Origin of the sequence: Albidovulum denitrificans (assembly GCF_002973535.1) — a bacterium.
GTDB lineage: Bacteria > Pseudomonadota > Alphaproteobacteria > Rhodobacterales > Rhodobacteraceae > Albidovulum > Albidovulum denitrificans.
Genome location: NZ_PVEP01000001.1, coordinates 130461 through 149165, shown reverse-complemented (window position 1 = coordinate 149165; position 18705 = coordinate 130461). Strand labels below are relative to the sequence as shown.

The 18705-nt window shown below is 66.6% G+C and carries 22 protein-coding genes and 2 tRNA genes; 10 read left to right on the top strand and 14 right to left on the bottom strand.

Annotation, left to right across the window (positions count from 1 at the left end; translation table 11 throughout):
* Nucleotides 1-5: 5 nt before the first annotated feature.
* Together purC and LX70_RS00720 are read right to left on the bottom strand one after the other, a co-directional pair.
* Complete coding sequence (gene purC, locus LX70_RS00725; protein ID WP_105512629.1) at nucleotides 6-770, bottom strand: phosphoribosylaminoimidazolesuccinocarboxamide synthase; 765 nt, start codon at nucleotides 768-770, stop codon at nucleotides 6-8.
* Nucleotides 771-875: 105 nt separating this feature from the next.
* Nucleotides 876-1313, bottom strand: coding sequence for a tellurite resistance TerB family protein (locus tag LX70_RS00720; RefSeq protein ID WP_105512628.1), 438 nt, complete (start codon nucleotides 1311-1313; stop codon nucleotides 876-878).
* Nucleotides 1314-1515: 202 nt separating this feature from the next.
* Here LX70_RS00720 and LX70_RS00715 point away from each other — a divergent pair, with 202 nt between their 5' ends.
* Together LX70_RS00715 and bmt are read left to right on the top strand one after the other, a co-directional pair.
* Nucleotides 1516-1830 (top strand): DUF1476 domain-containing protein, encoded by a 315-nt coding sequence (locus LX70_RS00715; RefSeq protein WP_105512627.1) that lies wholly within the window; start codon nucleotides 1516-1518, stop codon nucleotides 1828-1830.
* Nucleotides 1831-1998: 168 nt separating this feature from the next.
* Nucleotides 1999-3012, top strand: coding sequence for a betaine--homocysteine S-methyltransferase (gene bmt / locus LX70_RS00710; RefSeq protein WP_105512626.1), 1014 nt, complete (start codon nucleotides 1999-2001; stop codon nucleotides 3010-3012).
* 77 nt (nucleotides 3013-3089) lie between these two features.
* Here the strand turns inward: bmt and LX70_RS00705 are convergent, their stop codons facing one another.
* A complete protein-coding gene (locus tag LX70_RS00705; protein ID WP_105512625.1) occupies nucleotides 3090-4172 on the bottom strand; it encodes a PA0069 family radical SAM protein in 1083 nt (360 codons plus the stop codon).
* Between the two features lie 165 nt (nucleotides 4173-4337).
* On the opposite strand from LX70_RS00705, the gene LX70_RS00700 reads away from it, so the two are divergent.
* Complete coding sequence (locus tag LX70_RS00700; RefSeq protein WP_105512624.1) at nucleotides 4338-5030, top strand: corrinoid protein; 693 nt, start codon at nucleotides 4338-4340, stop codon at nucleotides 5028-5030.
* A gap of 63 nt (nucleotides 5031-5093) precedes the next feature.
* Here the strand turns inward: LX70_RS00700 and LX70_RS00695 are convergent, their stop codons facing one another.
* The 3 genes from LX70_RS00695 to LX70_RS00685 are packed head-to-tail and all read right to left on the bottom strand — an operon-like array spanning nucleotide 5094 to nucleotide 8247.
* On the bottom strand, nucleotides 5094-6299 hold the full coding sequence (locus LX70_RS00695; RefSeq protein WP_105512623.1) for an ABC transporter permease: 1206 nt from the start codon (nucleotides 6297-6299) through the stop codon (nucleotides 5094-5096).
* Nucleotides 6299-7003, bottom strand: coding sequence for an ABC transporter ATP-binding protein (locus LX70_RS00690; protein WP_105512622.1), 705 nt, complete (start codon nucleotides 7001-7003; stop codon nucleotides 6299-6301). Before LX70_RS00690 ends, LX70_RS00695 begins: the two co-directional genes overlap by 1 nt.
* Nucleotides 7000-8247, bottom strand: coding sequence for an efflux RND transporter periplasmic adaptor subunit (locus LX70_RS00685; protein WP_105512621.1), 1248 nt, complete (start codon nucleotides 8245-8247; stop codon nucleotides 7000-7002). The genes LX70_RS00690 and LX70_RS00685 overlap by 4 nt, the downstream gene beginning before the upstream one ends.
* 163 nt (nucleotides 8248-8410) lie before the next feature.
* On the opposite strand from LX70_RS00685, the gene LX70_RS20590 reads away from it, so the two are divergent.
* Nucleotides 8411-8569 (top strand): hypothetical protein, encoded by a 159-nt coding sequence (locus tag LX70_RS20590; RefSeq protein ID WP_170076088.1) that lies wholly within the window; start codon nucleotides 8411-8413, stop codon nucleotides 8567-8569.
* Nucleotides 8566-9201 carry a DUF1638 domain-containing protein gene (locus LX70_RS00675; RefSeq protein WP_105512619.1) on the top strand — a complete coding sequence of 212 codons (636 nt, stop codon included), beginning with the start codon at nucleotides 8566-8568 and terminating at the stop codon, nucleotides 9199-9201. Before LX70_RS20590 ends, LX70_RS00675 begins: the two co-directional genes overlap by 4 nt.
* Here LX70_RS00675 and LX70_RS00670 read toward each other — a convergent pair.
* Nucleotides 9198-9623: a SufE family protein gene (locus LX70_RS00670; RefSeq protein ID WP_105512618.1), complete on the bottom strand. Its 426-nt coding sequence runs from the start codon at nucleotides 9621-9623 to the stop codon at nucleotides 9198-9200. The two genes, LX70_RS00675 and LX70_RS00670, sit on opposite strands and share 4 nt — an antisense overlap.
* Nucleotides 9624-9744: 121 nt before the next feature.
* Here LX70_RS00670 and LX70_RS00665 point away from each other — a divergent pair, with 121 nt between their 5' ends.
* The gene (locus tag LX70_RS00665) at nucleotides 9745-10206 is read left to right on the top strand and encodes a hypothetical protein (protein WP_105512617.1); all 462 of its coding nucleotides are present in this window, start codon (nucleotides 9745-9747) and stop codon (nucleotides 10204-10206) included.
* A gap of 7 nt (nucleotides 10207-10213) precedes the next feature.
* Here LX70_RS00665 and rnd read toward each other — a convergent pair whose 3' ends face one another.
* The 4 genes from rnd to LX70_RS00645 all read right to left on the bottom strand — a co-directional run bounded on the left by rnd (nucleotide 10214) and on the right by LX70_RS00645 (nucleotide 13574).
* Complete coding sequence (gene rnd, locus LX70_RS00660; RefSeq protein WP_105513525.1) at nucleotides 10214-11368, bottom strand: ribonuclease D; 1155 nt, start codon at nucleotides 11366-11368, stop codon at nucleotides 10214-10216.
* Nucleotides 11369-11479: 111 nt separating this feature from the next.
* Complete coding sequence (gene purN, locus LX70_RS00655; RefSeq protein ID WP_105512616.1) at nucleotides 11480-12067, bottom strand: phosphoribosylglycinamide formyltransferase; 588 nt, start codon at nucleotides 12065-12067, stop codon at nucleotides 11480-11482.
* Nucleotides 12064-13107, bottom strand: coding sequence for a phosphoribosylformylglycinamidine cyclo-ligase (purM, locus tag LX70_RS00650; RefSeq protein WP_105512615.1), 1044 nt, complete (start codon nucleotides 13105-13107; stop codon nucleotides 12064-12066). Before purM ends, purN begins: the two co-directional genes overlap by 4 nt.
* Nucleotides 13108-13169: 62 nt before the next feature.
* The gene (locus LX70_RS00645; protein WP_105512614.1) at nucleotides 13170-13574 is read right to left on the bottom strand and encodes an ABZJ_00895 family protein; all 405 of its coding nucleotides are present in this window, start codon (nucleotides 13572-13574) and stop codon (nucleotides 13170-13172) included.
* Nucleotides 13575-13687: 113 nt separating this feature from the next.
* Between LX70_RS00645 and LX70_RS00640 the strand changes: the two genes are divergently transcribed.
* From LX70_RS00640 to modA, 3 genes are all read left to right on the top strand, one after another.
* Nucleotides 13688-13764: transfer RNA gene (locus tag LX70_RS00640), tRNA-Ile, on the top strand.
* Between the two features lie 78 nt (nucleotides 13765-13842).
* The gene (locus LX70_RS00635; protein ID WP_245884885.1) at nucleotides 13843-14202 is read left to right on the top strand and encodes a winged helix-turn-helix domain-containing protein; all 360 of its coding nucleotides are present in this window, start codon (nucleotides 13843-13845) and stop codon (nucleotides 14200-14202) included.
* 60 nt (nucleotides 14203-14262) lie between these two features.
* Nucleotides 14263-15021: a molybdate ABC transporter substrate-binding protein gene (gene modA, locus LX70_RS00630; RefSeq protein ID WP_105512613.1), complete on the top strand. Its 759-nt coding sequence runs from the start codon at nucleotides 14263-14265 to the stop codon at nucleotides 15019-15021.
* A 259-nt stretch (nucleotides 15022-15280) separates the two neighbouring features.
* On the opposite strand, the gene LX70_RS00625 is transcribed toward modA, so the two are convergent.
* The 3 genes from LX70_RS00625 to LX70_RS00615 all read right to left on the bottom strand — a co-directional run bounded on the left by LX70_RS00625 (nucleotide 15281) and on the right by LX70_RS00615 (nucleotide 17114).
* Nucleotides 15281-15356: transfer RNA gene (locus LX70_RS00625), tRNA-Thr, on the bottom strand.
* A gap of 184 nt (nucleotides 15357-15540) precedes the next feature.
* Complete coding sequence (locus tag LX70_RS00620; protein ID WP_342747653.1) at nucleotides 15541-16299, bottom strand: phytanoyl-CoA dioxygenase family protein; 759 nt, start codon at nucleotides 16297-16299, stop codon at nucleotides 15541-15543.
* Nucleotides 16296-17114: a sulfite exporter TauE/SafE family protein gene (locus tag LX70_RS00615; protein ID WP_105512611.1), complete on the bottom strand. Its 819-nt coding sequence runs from the start codon at nucleotides 17112-17114 to the stop codon at nucleotides 16296-16298. Before LX70_RS00615 ends, LX70_RS00620 begins: the two co-directional genes overlap by 4 nt.
* 178 nt (nucleotides 17115-17292) lie before the next feature.
* Between LX70_RS00615 and LX70_RS00610 the strand changes: the two genes are divergently transcribed.
* Nucleotides 17293-18489, top strand: coding sequence for a multidrug effflux MFS transporter (locus tag LX70_RS00610; protein WP_105512610.1), 1197 nt, complete (start codon nucleotides 17293-17295; stop codon nucleotides 18487-18489).
* Nucleotides 18490-18705 lie beyond the last annotated feature (216 nt).

The window sequence follows — 18705 nt, the reverse complement described above, 5'->3', positions numbered from 1 at the left end:
GCCTTTCAGTTGATCAGCGTCGGTTTGGTCATATGCGTCGCCTGGTTCGGCAAGACGCCAAGGCGGCGGGCGACCTCGGAATAGGCGTCCGTCAGGCTGCCGAGGTCGCGGCGGAAGACATCCTTGTCAAGCTTCTGGCCCGACTTGATGTCCCAGAGCCGGCACGAATCCGGGCTGATCTCGTCGGCAACGATGAGGCGCATGAAATCGCCTTCCCAGATGCGGCCGATCTCGATCTTGAAGTCGATCAGCTTGATGCCGACGCCGTAGAAGATGCCCGACAGGAAGTCGTTCACCCGAAGCGCGATCTGCACGATGTCGTCCATGTCCTGCTGGTTGGCCCAGCCGAAGGCGAGGATGTATTCCTCGCTGACCATCGGATCGCCGAGCGCGTCGTTCTTGTAGCTGTATTCGACGATCGGGCGCGGCAGTGGCGTGCCTTCCTCCATCCCCAGACGCTTGGCGATGGAGCCTGCGGCGAAGTTGCGCACGATGACTTCCAGCGGGATGATCTCAACCTGCCGGATGAGCTGCTCGCGCATGTTGATGCGGCGGATGAAGTGGTTGGGGATGCCGATATTGGTCAGCCCCTGCATGAAGAATTCGCTGAGGCGATTGTTCAGGACGCCCTTGCCCTCGATCGTCGCCTTCTTCTGCGCGTTGAAGGCGGTGGCGTCGTCCTTGAAATATTGCACGAAGGTGCCGGGTTCGGGGCCTTCGTAGAGAATCTTGGCCTTGCCCTCGTAAACCTTCTTGCGACGCGGTGCCATGGAACGCCCCTTCCCTCTGCGGACCCGTCCGGGCCTCAGGCGCCCCTATAGGACAAGGCGCGTGATCCCGCAAGGATCAGACCGGGGGTCGCGGGGCGGAAGCGGTCAGGCGGCGGCGCGCTGAAGCATCACCATCACCTCGAACATGCGGGCGACGGTGTCCGAGGGGATCTCCATCTCCTGCGCCATGGCCTTGATCGTGGCATAGTCGGCATCCGACAGCGTGCCTTCGGCGAGCGCGGTGCGGATTGCAAGGCAAAGGGCCGTTTCGCGCAGTTTCGGCGGTAGGGCGCGCCGGGCGCGGGCCAGAAGCGCCGCCTTGCCCTTTTCCTCAAGCTGGTCGAGCAGGTCGAGCGCGATCTCATGCGTGCGCGCGGGGCCGATGGCCTGAAAGACCGGCGAATAGGCGCAGATATTGCTGACGCGGGTCAGTTCGGCCGCGGCCGGACGGCCTTCGCCCGCCGCGATCAGGAGCGGCAAGCTTAATGTGGCCCGCGCGACCCTGTCGGTCGGTTTTTCGCGGATCGCGGTGAAAATACCCATAGCCTGCCTCATACCCCGTCATCTTAACGCTTCCTTCAGTATCCCCGGCGATTTTGGCGCGACTTGGCCGAATTGGCGGCTGTTTCGGGCCAAAGCGCGGGTTCGAGGGCGCCTTGGGCCAATTCCTTGCCTGTCAGAGCTTGCGCGCGCGCGGGCGGGCGGGCATATGGGGACCAACGCAACCATGCAGACGAGGCCGGGAATGACGACCTTTGACGACCGCGAAAACGCCTTTGAGAGCAAGTTCGCCCATGACGAGGAAATGAAGTTCAAGGCCGAGGCGCGCCGCAACAAGCTTCTGGGCCTCTGGGCCGCCGGGCTGATGGGCAAGTCGGGCGATGCCGCCGCGAGCTATGCCAAGGAAGTGGTCGCCGCCGATTTCGAGGAAGCGGGGGATGAGGATGTCTACCGCAAGCTGGCGGGCGATCTTGGCAGCCACGCCGATGAGACGACGATCCGCACCAAGATGATCGAGCTGATGGCCGAGGCCAAGCGCCAGCTGATGGACGAGGCCTGAGGCCCCCGCGCGCGCCCGAAGGACGTGACATCTGTTCGGGGCGGGCCTGACGGTCGCGCCCCGTTTTCTTGAAAGGCCCCGCCCATCTCGGCTCTGGCCGCAGTGCCGCGCAGCCCTTATGCTGGCGCCGACGCCGGGACCGGCCGAATTATTCCAGAAAGGAATTCCATGAGCGACCTCCTCTCCCGCCTGCTTGGCGAACGCGACTGGCTGATGGCCGATGGCGCGACCGGCACGAACCTGTTCAACATGGGGCTGGCCTCGGGTGAGGCGCCGGAACTGTGGAACATCGACCAGCCCGACAATATCCGCGCCCTTTATCGCGGCGCGGTCGAGGCGGGGAGCGACATTTTCCTGACCAATACCTTCGGCGGCAATGCGAGCCGGTTGAAGCTGCACAACGCCCAAGGCCGGGTGCGCGAGATCAACGCGGCGGGCGTCGCGCTGGGGCGCGAGATCGCCGACAAGGCCGGTCGCCCGGTGGTCGTCGCCGCCTCCATCGGCCCGACGGGGGAGATCATGGCACCGATGGGCGCGCTGACGCATGAGCTGGCGGTGGAGATATTCCACGAGCAGGCCGAGGCGGTGAAAGACGCCGGGGCCGATGTTCTTTGGGTCGAGACGATCAGCGCGCAGGAGGAATTCCAGGCCGCCGCCGAAGCCTTCGCCAGGGTCGGCATGCCCTGGTGCGGCACGATGAGTTTCGACACCGCGGGGCGCACGATGATGGGCCTGACCTCGGCGCAGATGGTGGCGATGGTGGACAAGCTTTCGACGCCGCCCCTGGCCTTCGGCGCGAATTGCGGGGTTGGCGCGGCCGATCTTCTGCGCACGGTGCTTGGTTTTGTCGCGGCGGGGCCGGAGCGGCCGATCATCGCCAAGGGCAATGCGGGCATCCCGAAATACCATGACGGGCATATCCATTATGACGGCACCCCGGAATTGATGGCCGAATATGCGGTGATGGCGCGCGATTGCGGCGCGACGATCATCGGCGGCTGCTGCGGCACGATGCCCGAGCATCTGAAGGCGATGCGCGCGGCGCTGGAAAGCCGCCCGAAAGGCCCGCGCCCGACGCTGGACGAGATTGCCGGGACGCTTGGCGGGTTTTCCTCGGCCAATGACGGGACCGGCGACGATGCGGGACCGGCGCGCGAGCGGCGCGGGCGTCGGCGCGGCTGAAGGCGCGGGAGGGGGCGCTGCCCCCGCCGCCCTGCGATGGCCCCCCCGAGGTATCTCGGGCAAGATGAAATAGGCACTCAGAAAAGCGACAGCTGATCGCCGGGGCGCGGCGGCGGCGCGAATCGTGTGCGGTCGAGCGGCGGCAGCGGCCGGTCGAGGCCGAGGCGGCGGGTGGCAACCGTGAAGCGGCGCGCGATCAGCTCCGCGAACGGCCCCTCGCCCCGCATCCGCTTGCCCCAGTCGGCGTCGTAATCGGCCCCGCCCCGCATCGCGCGCAGCCGGTTCAGGATATGGGCCGCCTGCCCCGGACAGGCCCGCGCCAGCCAGTCGCGGAACAAGGGCGCCACCTCATAGGGCAGGCGCAGAAGGATCCAGCTGGCCGCCCCCGCCCCGGCCCTTGCGCCCGCCTCAAGGATCGCCTCAATCTCCGGCTCTGTCAGGACCGGGATAACGGGCGAGACCATGACGCGCACCGGGATGCCCGCGTCGGCAAGGCGGCGGATCGTGGCAAGGCGGCGGGCGGGGGGCGGCACGCGTGGCTCCATCGCGCGGGAAAGCGCGGGGTCGAGCGTCGTGACCGAGACGCCGACATGGACGAGGTTGCGGCGCGCCATGTCGGCGAGGATGTCGATGTCGCGTTCGATCAGCGTGCCCTTGGTGACGATACCGACCGGGTGGTTCCAGTCCGACAGCACCGTCAGGAGGCCACGCATCACGCGCCAGGTCTTCTCGATCGGCTGGTAGGGATCGGTATTGGTGCCGATGGCGATGGTGTTCATCCGGTATTTCGGGCGCGCCAGTTCGCGCGCCAGCACCGCCGGCGCGTCGGGCCGCGCGATCAGCTTCGTTTCGAAATCGAGGCCCGGCGACAGGCCCAGATAGGAATGCCCCGGCCGGGCGAAGCAATAGGTGCAGCCGTGTTCGCAGCCGCGATAGGGGTTGATCGTGCGGTCGAAGGGCAGGTCCGGCGAAGCGACATGGTTGATGACGCTGCGCGGGCGTTCGACGCTGACCTCGGTCCTGAGCAGCCTTTCGTCCTCAGCCATGTCCCAGCCGTCATGCGCGACCGACCTTTCCTGCGGCTCGAACCGGCCGGAGGGGTTGGTGGCGGCGCCACGCGCCTTGAGGCGCAGGAAGGGATCGGGTGGCGGCAGGGGCATGGCCGACAATGGAACATAAAGAGAACATTTTGCAAGCCCCTGCGCGGCCCCGATGGCGCCCCGCCTTCCCCGACGTCGCCGGAGCATCGGGCCATGTCGCAAATTGCCAAGTGACAAGCGCGCATTGGTCGCATTAAGACGTTCAGAACCGCCAGGAGATACGCAATGGCCGACGACGAAATCATTCTCAGCGAGTTGGACGACGAAGAGCTTGTCCTTCAGATGCATGACGACCTTTACGACGGTCTCAAGGAAGAGATCGAGGAAGGCGTCAACATTCTTCTGGGCCGTGGCTGGGCGCCCTATGACGTTCTGACCAAGGCGCTTGTCGCGGGCATGACGATCGTCGGCGCCGACTTCCGCGACGGCATCCTGTTCGTGCCGGAAGTGCTTCTGGCCGCGAACGCGATGAAGGCGGGCATGGCGATCCTGAAGCCGCTTCTGGCCGAAACCGGCGCGCCGCGCGTCGGCAAGATGGTCATCGGCACCGTGAAGGGCGACATCCACGACATCGGCAAGAACCTTGTCGGCATGATGATGGAAGGCGCGGGCTTTGAGGTCGTCGATATCGGCATCAACAACCCGGTCGAGAAATACCTTGAGACGCTGGAAGCCGAAGGCGCCGATATCCTCGGCATGTCGGCGCTCCTGACCACGACGATGCCCTACATGAAGGTCGTGATCGACACGCTGAAGGAAAAGGGCATGCGCGACGACTATATCGTGCTGGTCGGTGGCGCGCCGCTGAACGAGGAATTCGGCAAGGCCATCGGTGCCGACGCCTATTGCCGCGACGCCGCCGTCGCCGTGCAGACCGCCAAGGACTTCATCGCGCGCAAGCACAACAAGATGGCCTGATCCCCGGATCAATCCACCAATGTTTTCAACGCCCTCCGGTCCGGCCGGGGGGCGTTTTCTTTGCTATTGGTGGTGCAGCGCCTCGATCGGGTCAAGCCGGGCCGCCGCCCGCGCCGGGAAGAAGCCGAAGACCATCCCCACCGCCGCCGAAAAGCCGAAGGCCAGAAGGATGGTGCCGAGGCCGGGCGTGAAGGGGATCGCCATGAATTGCGCCGCGACATAGGCAAGGCCAAGGCCAAGCGCGATGCCGATCACCCCGCCAAGGACCGACAGCACCACCGCCTCGACCAGGAATTGCATCAGGACCTGACGCGCCTCGGCCCCGACGGCCAGACGGATGCCGATCTCCCGCGTCCGTTCGGTGACCGAGACCAGCATGATGTTCATGATCCCGATCCCGCCGACCAGCAGGCTGACCGCCGCGACGGAGGAAAGAAGCCCGGTCAGCACCGCGTTGACCGAGTTCAGCATCGTGGCCAGTTCCTTCATGTCCATGACGGCGAAATTGTCATCCTCGCCCAGCGAAATCCGCCGCCTTTCGCGCAACAGCGCCTGAATATCCCCGATGGCGCGGTCCGAGGACACACCCGGCGCCACCTGCATCATGATCGTCGAGACATCCTGACTGCCCAGAAGGCGGCGCTGGACGGTGCGGACCGGCATGATGACGATGTCGTCCTGATCCTGCCCGAAAGAGCCCGCGCCCTTGGCGACCAGAAGGCCGATCACCTCGCAGGAGATCGCCTTCAGCCGGATCTTCTCCCCCGTCGGGTCGGTGGCGCCGAAAAGTGCGGTGCGCACCGTTTCGCCGATGATGCAGACATTGGCGCCGGTGCGATCCTCGACCGAGGTGAAGCGGCGTCCCCGCGCCAGTTCCCACCCGCCGATGTCAAGATAGGCCGCGGTTGTCCCGGTGACCGAGGTCATGCGGTTCATGTTGCCGAAAACCGCGGTTTCCGAGGTGGTGACGACCGGCGCGACGGCCTCCAGCGCGGGCAGGTCCCCAAGCGCTGTGACATCGGCCAGCTTGAAGGGCGGCGCGGAGTTGCGCGACCCTGGCCCCATGATCTGCGTGCCGGGACGCACGATCAGGACATTGGTGCCAAGCGATTCCACGCTCGACGCCACCTGTTGCGAGGACCCCTGCCCGACCGTCACCATGGCGATGACGGCGGCGACGCCGATCACGACGCCAAGGACGGTCAGGAACGACCGCAGGACGTTGCGCCGGATCGCGGTCAGGGCCAGACGAACGGTTTCCCACAGCATCAGCCGACCCTTTCCCCGACCGCCTCGTCGCGGACCACGCGGCCGTCGGTGAAGACGACAAGGCGGCTTGCGAAGGCGGCCATGTCCTCTTCATGCGTGACCATGACGATGGTCAGCCCGGCGTCGCGGTTCAGCCGCACCAGAAGCTCCATGATCTCGACACTGCGCTTGGTGTCGAGGTTGCCGGTCGGCTCATCGGCAAGGATCACCATCGGTTCGCTCGCCAGCGCGCGGGCGATGGCGACGCGCTGCTGCTGGCCGCCGGACAGCTCCGCCGGGCTGTGATGTTCACGCCCCTGAAGGCCGACACGGGCCAGCGCATCCATGGCGCGCGCCCTGCGTTCGGCCCTTGGCTGGCCCTTGTAGATCAGCGGCAGTTCGACATTCTCAAGCGCGGTGGTGCGGGGCAGAAGGTTGAAGCCCTGAAAGACGAAGCCAAGGAAATGGCGCCGCAGGATGGCGCGCTGATCCTGATCGAGGGTGCCGACCTCAACCCCGTTGAAACGGTAGCTGCCGCCGGTGGGCCGGTCGAGGCAGCCGATGATGTTCATCGCGGTGGACTTGCCCGAGCCTGAGGGGCCCATGATCGCCACGAATTCGCCCTTGCCGATGGCAAGGTCCACCCCGTCGAGCGCGCGCACCAGCGCCTCGCCACTGCCGTAATGGCGGGTGATCCCCTTCAGCTCGATCAGCGGGCCGGTCATGGTGCGGCGCTGCGCTGGTCGGTGATGACCGGATCGCCTTCGGCGAGGTCACCGGCGGTGATGACGGTCTGCCGCCCGTCCGTCGCGCCGGGGGTGACGGCGACCTCGGTCGGCACCTCGCCGCGCAGTACCCAGACGGCCTTGCCGGTGGCATTGCCGCTACGCTCGCCCCGCCGACGCGGCATGATGAGGCCGATCAACCCGCTGCCGCCGCTGTCCTCGGCCACCGCCTGCGGCGGGGCGTAGCGAAGCGCGGCGTTGGGGACGAGCAAGCGGCCCTGCTCCTCCGCCACCGTGATGGTCGCGGTCGCGGTCATGCCGGGGCGCAGGAGCAGCTCGGCGTTATCGACCGCCAGAACGCCCTTGTAGGTCACGACGTCGTCGGTCGTCTCGGGCGAAAACCGCACCTGCGTGATCGTTGCGGGGAAGCTGCGCCCCGGATAGGCATCGACGGTGAATGTCGCGGTATCGCCGACCTTCACCTGGCCGATATCGGCCTCATCAATATCCACCAGAAGCTGCATCTGGCGCAGATCCTCGGCCAGGGTGAAAAGCGTGGGGGCAGAGAGGGAGGCGGCGACGATCTGCCCGGCCGAAACGTCGCGGCTGAGGACAACCCCGTTGATGGGTGAGCGGATCACCGATTTCGCCAGATCGTCCTGTTCCAGCGCAAGGTTCGCCTCGGCCAAGGTCAGCGAGGCTTTGGCGGCATCGACGGCGGCGGCGGCGCGGTCCTTGCTTGCCTGATAGCTGATGAAATCGGTCCGCCTGACGACGCCGCGCTTTTCCAGTTCCGCCTGCGCGTCGAAAAGCGCGGTCGCCTCACGCTCGCCCGCCTCGGCCTGCGCCAGTTGCGCGCGGGCGGCGGCAAGGGCCGCCTCGGCGTTCGACACCTGCGCGCGGAATTTCGTGTCATCGAGCCGGGCAAGGACCTGCCCGACTTTGACCTCATCGTTGTAGTCCGCCTCAACCGTCGCCAGCGTGCCGGACAGCTCGGACGAAACGGCAACCTCGGTCGTCGGCTGCACGGTGCCGGTCGCGGTGACGGTGACGACAAGATCGCCCTTGGTGGCAGGTTCGGTGACATAGGTCGTGCCGCCCGAGGACCCGGCGCGGCTATACAGGAAGGCACCCCCGGCAAGGGCCGCCGCGACCACGGCGATCAGCGCCCAACGCCACCCGCCCCGGCCGCGCTTCGCGCTGGCGAGCATCGCCTCAAGGTCCTTGCCGTCGCTTTCTGCCATTTCGGTCCCTCATCTGCCGCCCTTCGCGGGCGGTCCCGTCATTGAACGCGGGCATAGCCTAAATCCGTCGCGCCGGGTTTTCGTTGACCTCGGACAAATGGCCTGCCCTGCGGGTCTTTTCAATTCCACCGCGACGCCCCAGATTGGGGGAAAGGAGTCGCCCATGCCGCCACGCCGCTTTTTCATGCTCCTCGCCCTTGTCATGGGCGCCGCCGCGCTGAGCGTGGGCGTGGCCGCGATGCTTCCCGCCGGTGTCGCGGGCGGTTGGGCCATCGTGCCGCTTCTGGCGGCGGGTGTGCTTCTGGCCTGGAGGCGGACATGACGCTGCCCAGCGACCGGGTCCTGACCGAAGACGGGCTGGCGCCCGAGGCGGTCGGCCGCGTCCTGCTGATCGCCTGCGGTGCCCTGGCGCGCGAGATCATCGACCTGAAGGCGGCGAATGGCTGGACCCATCTGGACCTGACCTGCCTGCCCGCCAACCTGCACCTCTGGCCCGACCGGATCACGGTGGCGGTGGAAGAGACGGTCAGGAAGCACCGTGACGACTACTCGGCCGTCTTCGTGGTCTATGCCGATTGCGGCACGGGCGGCCAGTTGTTCGAAAAGTGCAAGGAACTGGGCGTCGAGATGATCGCAGGCCCGCATTGTTATTCGTTTTTTGAAGGCAATGATCGCTTCGCCGAACACGCCGAGGACGAAATCGGCGCCTTTTACCTGACCGATTTTCTGGTCCGTCAGTTCGATGCCTTCGTGTGGAAGCCGATGGGCCTCGACCGGCACCCGGAACTGCGCGACATGCTCTTTGGCAATTACGACCGGCTGGTCTATCAGGCGCAGACCGACGATCCGGCGCTGGATGCCAAGGCGAAGGACTGCGCCGACCGGCTGGGCCTGCGCTATGTCCGCCGCTTCACCGGCTATGGCGATCTGAAAACCGCGCTGGCGCGGCTTTAGCCCTTCGCGGCGCCTGCCAGCGCGTTGATCCGCCCGATCATCGACTTCAACCCGTTTGAGCGTTGCGATGACAGGTGCTTGTCCAGCCCCAGCCGCCCCATCTCGACCGCCGCATCGACGCGCAGCACCTCGTCGACGCTGAGACCGGAATAAAGCGCCTTCAGGATCGCGATCAGCCCGCGCACGATCATCGCGTCGCTGTCGCCGTCAAAGTCAAACCGCGCGCCCGGACCCTGCCCTTCGATTCGCGGCAGGAACCAGACCTGGCTGGCGCAGCCGTCGACCTTGGTCGCGGGCACCTTCACCGCGTCGTCCAGCCCCGGCATCGCCTTGCCAAGCTCGATCACATGGCGATAGCGATCCTCCCAGTCGTCGAGAAACTCGAACGTTTCGGCAATATCCTCAAAGGCGGCGCTGGCCATCCGCGTTCTCCCGTTGATGGGATGGACGTAATGCCGCACGCGGCCAAGGTCCAGCCCCGCGACCTCTTTTCAGCGCGGCGCAATTGGGCTACCCAAGACGGGAATGAACGGGGGACAGACAATGAGAACACCGATCGCCGCCCTGCTGGTCGCCACGATCGCCGTTACCGGCTGTGCGCGGGTCCGCGACAGCAAGCTCAACCCGTTCAACTGGTTCGGAAAATCGAAAAGCGAACAGGTGCAGGTGGTCGAGGCCGTTCCCGGCGACCCCCGCCCCCTTGTCCAGCAGGTCACGGCGCTTGAAGTGGCCCGCCAGCCCGGCGGCGCGATCATCCACGCGACCGGCCTGCCGCCGACGCAGGGCTGGTGGGAAGCTGCCCTTCTGCCGGTCAATGACGGCGTGGCCGACAATGGCACGCTGACCTATCGCTTTGTCGTCAGCCAGCCGCCCGAGGCGCGCCGCGTTTCCACCCCGCAATCGCGGGAACTGACGGCGGCGGTGTTCCTGTCGGACATCCGTCTTCAGGACGTCAGCCGGATCGTGGTGGAAGGGGCGACAAACAGCCGGTCGGTCGCCCGCTAAGCCGGGACTAGACCTGCACCACGCGCACCGCGCCGCCCTTGGCGGACAGCGCAATCTCGCCCTTGCAAAGCCGCAGCGCGTCCTTGCCGAAAACCTCGCCGCGCCAGCCTTTCAGCGCGGGAATATCCCGCCCCCCGGCCGCCAGCATGTCCAGATCGGCCGACGACGCGATCAGCTTTTGCGCCACGCCCTCGGCTTCGGATTTCGCCTTCAGCAGCACCCGCAAAAGATCGGCCAGCGCCGAATCGACCTGAATCTGATCGCGTGAGGTGTCGGGTTTCGGATGATCCTCGGGCCTGGCCGCAAGCCCGGCCTTCACGGCGGCAAGGATGCCGTCGGCGATCTCGGGCTTGCGCCCTTCGCGCAAAAGAAGGCGAGAGCGGCCCAGTTCCTCGACCGAGGACGGCTTTGTCGAGGCCAGTTCAAGAAGCGCATCGTCCTTGAAGACACGGCTGCGCGGCACGTTGCGGGTTTGCGCGTAATCCTCGCGGAACCGCGCCAGTTCGCGCACCAGCGCCAGAAACTTGCCCGATGTGGTGCGCGTCTTGACCCGCTTCCACGCCTCATCCGGCCGGGTGATATAGGTTTCGGGGTCCAGAAGGATGCCCAACTCCTCCTCCACCCATTTCTGGCGGCCGGTGCGGTCAAGCTCCTTGGCCAGAAACTCATAGATCACCCGCAGATGGGTGACATCGGCCAGCGCGTAGGTCTTCTGCGCCTCGCTCAGCGGGCGGCGCGACCAGTCGGTGAAGCGCGAGGTCTTGTCGAGCGACTGGCGCGCGATCTTGCGCACAAGCGTCTCATAGCCGACCTGATCGCCAAAGCCGCAGACCATCGCCGCGACCTGCGTGTCGAAAAGCGGGCGGGGAAAGACATTGCCCTCGACAAAGAAGATCTCAAGATCCTGCCGGGCGGCGTGGAAGACCTTCACCGTGCCTTCATGGCGGAAGAGGTCATAGACCGGGTCCAGAGACAGGTCCTTGGCCAAGGGGTCGATCAGGACCGCTTCGCCCGTCTCGCCGGGAAGGGCCATCTGGATCAGGCAGAGCTTGGAATAATACGTCCGTTCACGCAGGAATTCGGTGTCGACGGTGACGTAGGGCTGGGACTTGGCGGCTTCGCAAAAGCGGGCAAGGTCTTCGGTCGTGGTGATCGTGCGCATTGAGGGTCCGTTCGGCGCGGGGTCGTCCCGCAGGGTTCGGCCCTCATAGGGCAGCGATGGCGGCATTGGAAGGGCAGCGGCGCGGAAAAATTGCGCGCCGTCCCCGCCGGGTCACAAAAGCACGGGGCGGCGGTCGCCTTCGGCAAAGCGGCGCAGGACGGCGGGATAAAGCCTGTGTTCCTGCACCAGCACCCGTGCGGCGAGCGTCTCGGCCGTGTCGCCCGCTTTGACCGGCACCCGCGCCTGTCCCAAAATCGGCCCGTCATCAAGAACCGGCGTCACCTCATGCACCGTGCAGCCGGCTTCGGCGTCGCCCGCGTCAAGGGCACGTTGATGGGTGTGCAGGCCGGGGTATTTCGGCAGGAGCGAGGGGTGGATGTTCAGCATCCGGCCCGCGAAATGGTTCACGAAGCCGGGGGTCAACACCCGCATGAAGCCCGCAAGGCAGACGATGTCGGGCGCCACCTCCATCAGCGGTTTCAGCAACTCCGCCTCGAACCCCGCGCGATCCTTGCCGAAGGGGCGATGATCGACGGCGGCGGTGGCGATCCCCATCGCGGCGGCCTTGGCCAGCCCGCCAGCCTCGGGGTCGTTCGACAGGACCAGAACCGGCCGCGCGGGATGGTCGCCCGCCATGCTTTCGGCCAGCGCCACCATGTTCGACCCGCCGCCCGAAATCAGGATCGCGACGCGCTTCAAGCGAGCGTGCCTTGATAAGACACCCCCTGCCCTTCGGTGACGCTGCCCAGCGGGATCACGGTTTCGCCCGCCTCGGCCAGCAGTGCCGACAGCGCCGCCTCGCGCCCAGCCTCGACGACAAGGATCAGGCCGATGCCGCAGTTGAAGGTTTTCAACAGTTCCGCCTGCTCCATCCCGGCAACCTCGTTCAGCCAGGCGAAGACCGGCGGCAGGCGCCAGGCGGTCAGGTCGATTTCGGCCCCCAGGCCTTCGGGAAGGACGCGGGGCAGGTTTTCCGTCAACCCGCCGCCGGTGATATGGGCAAGGCCATGAACGCCCCCCGCCCGCACCGCCGCCAGCGCCTGCTTGACGTAAAGCCGCGTCGGCGCCAGCAAGGCCGCGCCAAGCGTGCCGTCCCCGAAGGGTGAGGCGGCAGCCCAGCCAAGCCCCGATTTCTCCACCACCTTGCGCACCAGCGAATAGCCGTTCGAATGCACCCCGTTCGAGGCAAGCCCGATCAGCCGGTCGCCCGCTAGCACGCCCGCAGGCAGGTCCGCGCCGCGTTCCATCGCACCCACGGCAAAGCCCGCAAGGTCGAAATCGCCGCCGTGATACATGCCCGGCATCTCTGCCGTCTCACCCCCCACCAGCGCGCAGCCCGACTGCGCGCAGCCCTCGGCGATGCCCTCGACGATCCGCGTGGCCTGATCGACGTCAAGCTTGCCGGTCGCGAAATAGTCGAGGAAGAACAAGGGCTCCGCCCCCTGGCAGACCAGATCGTTGACGCACATCGCGACAAGGTCGATGCCGATCGTGTCCACGTTCCCGGTGTCGATGGCGATGCGCAGCTTGGTTCCCACGCCATCGGTCGCGGCGACAAGGATCGGGTCGGTGTAGCCCGCGGCCTTCAGGTCGAAAAGCGCCCCGAACCCGCCAAGCCCCGCCATGGTCCCTGCCCGCGCGGTGCGTTTCGCGGCAGGCTTGATCCGTTCGACCAGCGCGTTGCCTGCGTCGATATCGACCCCGGCCGCTGCATAGGTCAGTCCGTTCTTCGTCGTCATGGTATCCCCCGGAATCCATCGCCGCCGCGATACCCGAATCCGTCTCCGGGGGCAACGCGCGATCAGCGCCGACCCCGCGCCCGGACGGCCTGCCGCGCGCCGAAGGGGAAGGCGTAGCGCGATATCAGCAGCGCGGCGAGGGTATAGACGACCACAATGACGGCCAGAATCACCGCCCCGTCGGGTTCTTCTGCCAGAAAATCCTGCGCGATGAACAACACCAGCAGACCGGTCAGGGCGCCCTGAAGTGCAGCAAACCATCCGCCAAATCGCCATGCCTCGGACGACACCGGCGCCCGGCCGCTGTGTCGCCCAAAGCCTAGCCCCGCCACAAGGGCGGGACAGAGCAGCGAGAGGATCAGGCATATCGCATAAAACACCCCGGTGCCGGATCGAAACGTGATGCCGCTTGCCAATAGAAGCAACGCCTCCGAAAGGATCGCCGCCAGCCCGTAAACAGATGTCACCCGCCAAAACCCCGGCACCTCACGCCCTCCCGCTGGGTTCAGTTGGTCACGCCGCGCCGCGTTTGTAAATGCGTTGACCCGGCCCGAGACCCGGCTTAGTGAAACGTCAGGCCGGGCCTGTAGCTCAATTGGTTAGAGCAGGGCGCTCATAACGCCTTGGTTGGGGGTTCGAGTCCCTCCGGGCCTACCACCTCCCCTGCCCGACCCGGTCCTTGCCAGCGCGGCGGCTTGCGGGGAAGATGGGGGCAATGCCGCCCCCGGGGACAAGATGACCGAACTGAAACTCCGCATTCTTTTCGACGACGCGATGCTTGGCCCCGGCAAGGCGGAGCTGCTGGAGCGTATTCGTGAGACGGGGTCGATCTCCGCCGCCGGGCGCGGCATGGGGATGAGCTACAAGCGCGCCTGGCTGTTGGTGGAGGAGATGAACGCCGCCTTCACCCTGCCCCTGATCCAGAGCGCCCGTGGCGGGCCGGGCGGCGGGGGCGCGCATCTGACGGACGCAGGGGAAGAGGTGCTGACCCGCTATCGCCGGGTGGTCGAGGCCGCCCGCGCCGCCGCGCGTGAGGATATCGCGGCGCTGGAGGCGATGTTGCGGGTGCCGCCGGATATGTCTGACGGAAAATAACGCTTGCACCGAAGGCGTGCGGCTGGATATGTTTCACAAAACATATCCCATGAGGACCCCATGCTACGCCCCGTCGCCTCTGCCTTTGCCCTGACCCTCGCCCTCGCCGCGCCGCTTCATGCCGAAGAGGTCGTCGTCTTCGCCGCCGCCTCGCTGAAAAACGGCCTCGACGATTTCGCGGCCCGGTGGGGGGCGGAGACCGGCAATACCGTGACGATCAGCTATGCGGGCTCGGGCCAGCTTGCACGCCAGATCGTCGCCGGGGCGCCCGCCGACCTTTACCTTTCGGCCAATGCCGGCTGGATGGATGAGGTGGAGAAGGCCGCTTTTATCCAGAAAGGCGCACGGGCGGACCTGCTGGGCAATACGCTGGTCCTGATCGCGCATGGCAAGGGGGCGGCGGCGGTGGACATCGGCCCGGACCTCGACCTTGTCGGGCTCTTGGGCGGCGGCAAGCTTGCCATGGCGCTGGTCGATGCGGTGCCTGCGGGGCAATATGGCAAGGCCGCCCTGGGCGCGCTGGGACTGTGGGAGGGCGTCGCCCCTTCGGTCGCGCAGGCCGACAATGTCCGCGCCGCGCTGGCGCTGGTTTCGACCGGCGAGGCACCCTTTGGCATCGTCTATGCGACCGATGCGGCGGCCAGCGACAATGTCACCGTAACGGCAACATTCCCCGAAGGCAGCCATCCGCCGATCATCTATCCGGTCGCGCTTCTCTCCAATGCAACCGACCCCGCCGACCGGGCTTTCTACGACGCGCTGTTCGGGGCCGAGGCACGAAATCCGTTCGAAAAGCAAGGGTTTTCAGTGCTGAACTGACCGGCACCCGATCGCGGTCGGCGAACACCCGCCCCCCTTGACGGCATCTTATCGCCGACCCAGTCCACCACCCGCTTTCCATCATTGTTTCCGCTTTGGAAACAGACATAAAGCGAATTGCGTCCTCCTTCCGCTGGCGTGTCCCTAGTAGTGCCAGAAGCTTCGCTTATGGTCGGTATGTAAAGTGGAGTCGGAGGGAGGGCGTACCCGTCCGCAAGCCCCGGACCCAAAGGGCCCTAATTCGGTTCCAATGGCGTGATGGTGCCCCCAGAGAGACTCGAACTCCCGACCCTCTGATTACAAATCAGACGCTCTACCAGCTGAGCTATAGGGGCGCGTCGCTGAGGTTTAGAGGTTCGCCGCCGCGCGCGCAAGCGTCGGCAGCGGCGATCCTGTCCGTTGTCGAAGGGCGCCCCCGGGCGGTCACGGCTGTCATCGGCGGGCGCGTGATGGAAGGGATCAAGGAACCGACCGTCCTGCGGGTTCAGGCATGGCGGGTTGAAAGCCCACCCTACGGGGTCAGGGCCGCATCCACGCCGCGACGCTTCCCAGCACCGGCCGGAAATAGGCGACGATCCGGCCGTCTTCGGGGGCCTTCGCGCCCTCGGCCCACGGGCTGATGCCGTGCAGCGTCAGGCGGTGGATCAGCAGCGCCTCGCCGGGGCGGTTGGGGACGACGATACGCGGGCAGGTCGCGAAGACCTCGCGCCTTGCGGCATGGTAGGCCTCTGTCACGTCCGTTGTCGGGCGGTCCGCCTCGGCCACGCTGTCCAGAACCCCGGCGAAGGCGCGGGCCATGATCCGGTGGCTGCCCTCCCACAGGACCAGAGGGCTTGCGCCCGCATCACAGTCGGTCAGCGGCAGGCCGAGGATATAGGCATGCGGTTCGCGCACCTGCCTTCGGCGGTCGGGGCCGATGGGCAACAACCCGTCGACATGCGCCGAGTCGCGGTCGCGGCGATAGGCGAAGGCGGCGGGGCTTTCATCCTCTGACGGGCGCGGATAGCCGGGCAGCACGGTGGAGACCTGCGCGCGGTGCAGGGGCAGATCGCCGTAAAGCCTACGCGCCAGGGCAATCGCGGCCCCTTGCAGCGGCACCCCGCCCACGGCGCCGGTCTTGTCATTCGCCAGCCCCTCAAGCCCCACGTCCCAGGTGCCGCCCAGGCGCAAATCCTCCAGCGCCCTGCCCTTCAGCGTGGCCAGCGCGGCCGCCGCCCAGTCTGCCACCGCGGGCTCGGCCCCGAAATGCGCCCAGCCGCGGTCGGCAAAGCCCGTCACCACCCCAGCGCCTTGCGCAGCATGTTCAGCGCCACCACGGCGAGGAAGGCCGCAAAGATGCGCCGCAGGGGCTTGGGGTCCATCGCATGGGCCAGTTTCACGCCCAAGGGCGCGGTCATCAGCGTCATGGCGATGATGAGGACGAAGGACGGCAGGTTGACCGCGCCCACCGTATAGGGCGGCGCGCCCGTGACCGGGGTCAGCAGGAAGCCCGCGACGGAAGGCACGGCGATCATCACGCCAAAGCCCGCCGCCGTGGCGACGGCGCGGTGGATGGGGGTGGCATAAAGGCTCATCAACGGGACGCCGAAGGACCCGCCGCCGATCCCCATCAGGACCGACAGGAACCCCACGACCGGCGACAGGATCGCCCGCCCGATCCCCACCGGCATCGCCGCGCCCAGCCGCCATTCGGCCCGCCCGAAGCCAAGGTAGAAGGCCACGACCAATGCCAGCGAGCCGAAGATCGCCTGAAGCACCGGCGTGCGCAGCTGTGCCACGACCAGAACCCCCAGCACCGCGCCGATGGCGATCCCCGGCCCCCAGCCCTTCAGGATCGACCAGTCCACCGCGCCCTTGCGGTTATGCGCCAGCACGGACCGCATCGAGGTCACGATGATGGTCGCCAGAGAGGTCGCAAGGCAGACCTGCATCAGGTCCGGCCCGCCGTAGCCAAGGCCGGAAAAGGCGTAGAAGAAGGCCGGCACAAGGATGATGCCGCCCCCCACCCCCAGAAGCCCCGCGATCACGCCTGCAAAGGCGCCGATGGCAAGGAGGAGAAGGATCATCGGCAGAAGATCGGCGAAGGCTGGCATGGCGGCGGTCCTGGCAAGGCTTTCCCGCTTGCTACCCCGCCCGCGCCGCTTTTGCCAGTGGCAGAGAGGTCGGGAGGCCCGGCGCCCCGGAAGCCCCCTTGACCCCGCCCGGCATCGGCCTACCCTGCGCGCCGCGAACGGATGCGCCCTTCGGGGCCACTCACCACAGGATGAGGATATGAGGAACGGGCTTTTCCGCTCGGCTCTGGTGCTGGGGCTTTTGTCCTGCATCGGGCCGTTTTCCATCGACATGTACCTGCCCGCGATGCCGCAGATCGCGCGGGGCCTGAATGCCGATGTCGCCGGGGTGCAGACGACGATTTCGGCCTATTTCCTCGCCTTCGGGATCGCGCAGCTGGTCTATGGGCCATGGGCGGACCAGTCCGGGCGCAAACCGCCGCTTTACCTTGGCGTCGCGATCTATCTGATCGGCACGGCGGGCTGCTACCTCGCGCCCTCCATCGGCGCGCTGATCGGCTGGCGCTTTGTTCAGGCGCTTGGCGCGGCAGCGGTGATGGTGGTGCCGCGCGCGATCATCCGCGACATGCATACGGGGCATGAGGCGACGCGGATGATGGCGGCGATCATGCTGGTGATCTCCGTCTCACCCATGCTGGCACCCTTGGCCGGGTCGGCAGTGATCGCGGTGGCCGACTGGCGCGCGATTTTCGGCGTGCTGGCCATCGCGGGCCTTCTCAGCCTTCTGATGATCGCGTTTCTCTTGCCCGAGACCTTGCGGCCCGAGGATCGCGTCCCGGTCAGCGCCGGGCGGCTTCTCTCCGGCGCGCGGCATCTGCTGGGCGACCGCGTCTTCATGGGCCTGACCTTCACCGGCGGCTTCGGCATGGCAAGCTTCTTCGTCTTCCTCGCCTCCGCCAGCTTTGTCTATACCGGGCAATTCGGCCTGACGCCGACGCAATTCTCGCTGGCCTTCGCGGCCAATGCGATCGGGTTCTTCAGCGCCAGCCAGATGGCCGCGACGCTGGGCCAGCGTTTCGGCGCGCGGCGCGTCGTTCTGTGGGCGACGGCGGGTTTCGCGGTCTTCGCCCTTCTGACGCTGGCGGTCGTGGCGGCCGGGATCGGCGGGCTGCCCTTGCTGATCGCGGGGCTTTTCATGGGCAATGCCTGTCTCGGCCTCGTGATCCCGACAACGATGGTGATGGCGCTTGACCCGCATGGAGAGATTGCGGGCCTCGCCTCATCGCTGGGCGGGACGCTTCAGATGCTGGCGGGCGGCGCGGTGGTGATGCTGTCGGGACCGTTCTTCGACGGCACGGCGGTGCCGATGGTCGCGGCCATCGCCGCCTGCGCGCTGGCCGCGCTGGCGCTGGCGCTTTGGGTGCTGCTGCGGCCCTTGCCCGCGGAGATTGCCTAAAGCGTTTCGGGTTTGCGATGAGAAGGTAAGTATCAGAATTCGAACGAAATAAGTTCGAATTCTGATTCAGTCCAAACCCGAAATGCTATAGCCCGCCAGATCCTCACATCTAATTCCGGCCAGCGGGACTTTTCTTCGCCCCGGCCTCCGCGTTACAGGGGGGGCCGTCGTCGTAACGAAGGAAAGCCGATGTTTCTGCGTGGCCTCACCCCCGTT

Bases quoted from the DNA above. Each gene is read 5' to 3' on its own strand.
- LX70_RS00675 (WP_105512619.1), top strand. From the start codon at position 8,566: ATGACGCTGCCCAGCGACCGGGTCCTGACCGAAGACGGGCTGGCGCCC.
- LX70_RS00700 (WP_105512624.1), top strand. From the start codon at position 4,338: ATGGCCGACGACGAAATCATTCTCAGCGAGTTGGACGACGAAGAGCTT.
- LX70_RS00665 (WP_105512617.1), top strand. From the start codon at position 9,745: ATGAGAACACCGATCGCCGCCCTGCTGGTCGCCACGATCGCCGTTACC.
- LX70_RS00635 (WP_245884885.1), top strand. From the start codon at position 13,843: ATGACCGAACTGAAACTCCGCATTCTTTTCGACGACGCGATGCTTGGC.
- LX70_RS00705 (WP_105512625.1), bottom strand. From the start codon at position 4,172: ATGCCCCTGCCGCCACCCGATCCCTTCCTGCGCCTCAAGGCGCGTGGC.
- LX70_RS00610 (WP_105512610.1), top strand. From the start codon at position 17,293: ATGAGGAACGGGCTTTTCCGCTCGGCTCTGGTGCTGGGGCTTTTGTCC.
- LX70_RS00670 (WP_105512618.1), bottom strand. From the start codon at position 9,623: ATGGCCAGCGCCGCCTTTGAGGATATTGCCGAAACGTTCGAGTTTCTC.
- modA (WP_105512613.1), top strand. From the start codon at position 14,263: ATGCTACGCCCCGTCGCCTCTGCCTTTGCCCTGACCCTCGCCCTCGCC.
- LX70_RS00690 (WP_105512622.1), bottom strand. From the start codon at position 7,003: ATGACCGGCCCGCTGATCGAGCTGAAGGGGATCACCCGCCATTACGGC.
- LX70_RS00615 (WP_105512611.1), bottom strand. From the start codon at position 17,114: ATGCCAGCCTTCGCCGATCTTCTGCCGATGATCCTTCTCCTCCTTGCC.
- LX70_RS20590 (WP_170076088.1), top strand. From the start codon at position 8,411: ATGCCGCCACGCCGCTTTTTCATGCTCCTCGCCCTTGTCATGGGCGCC.
- rnd (WP_105513525.1), bottom strand. From the start codon at position 11,368: ATGCGCACGATCACCACGACCGAAGACCTTGCCCGCTTTTGCGAAGCC.
- LX70_RS00685 (WP_105512621.1), bottom strand. From the start codon at position 8,247: ATGGCAGAAAGCGACGGCAAGGACCTTGAGGCGATGCTCGCCAGCGCG.
- LX70_RS00695 (WP_105512623.1), bottom strand. From the start codon at position 6,299: ATGCTGTGGGAAACCGTTCGTCTGGCCCTGACCGCGATCCGGCGCAAC.
- LX70_RS00720 (WP_105512628.1), bottom strand. From the start codon at position 1,313: ATGGGTATTTTCACCGCGATCCGCGAAAAACCGACCGACAGGGTCGCG.
- bmt (WP_105512626.1), top strand. From the start codon at position 1,999: ATGAGCGACCTCCTCTCCCGCCTGCTTGGCGAACGCGACTGGCTGATG.
- purM (WP_105512615.1), bottom strand. From the start codon at position 13,107: ATGACGACGAAGAACGGACTGACCTATGCAGCGGCCGGGGTCGATATC.
- LX70_RS00715 (WP_105512627.1), top strand. From the start codon at position 1,516: ATGACGACCTTTGACGACCGCGAAAACGCCTTTGAGAGCAAGTTCGCC.
- purC (WP_105512629.1), bottom strand. From the start codon at position 770: ATGGCACCGCGTCGCAAGAAGGTTTACGAGGGCAAGGCCAAGATTCTC.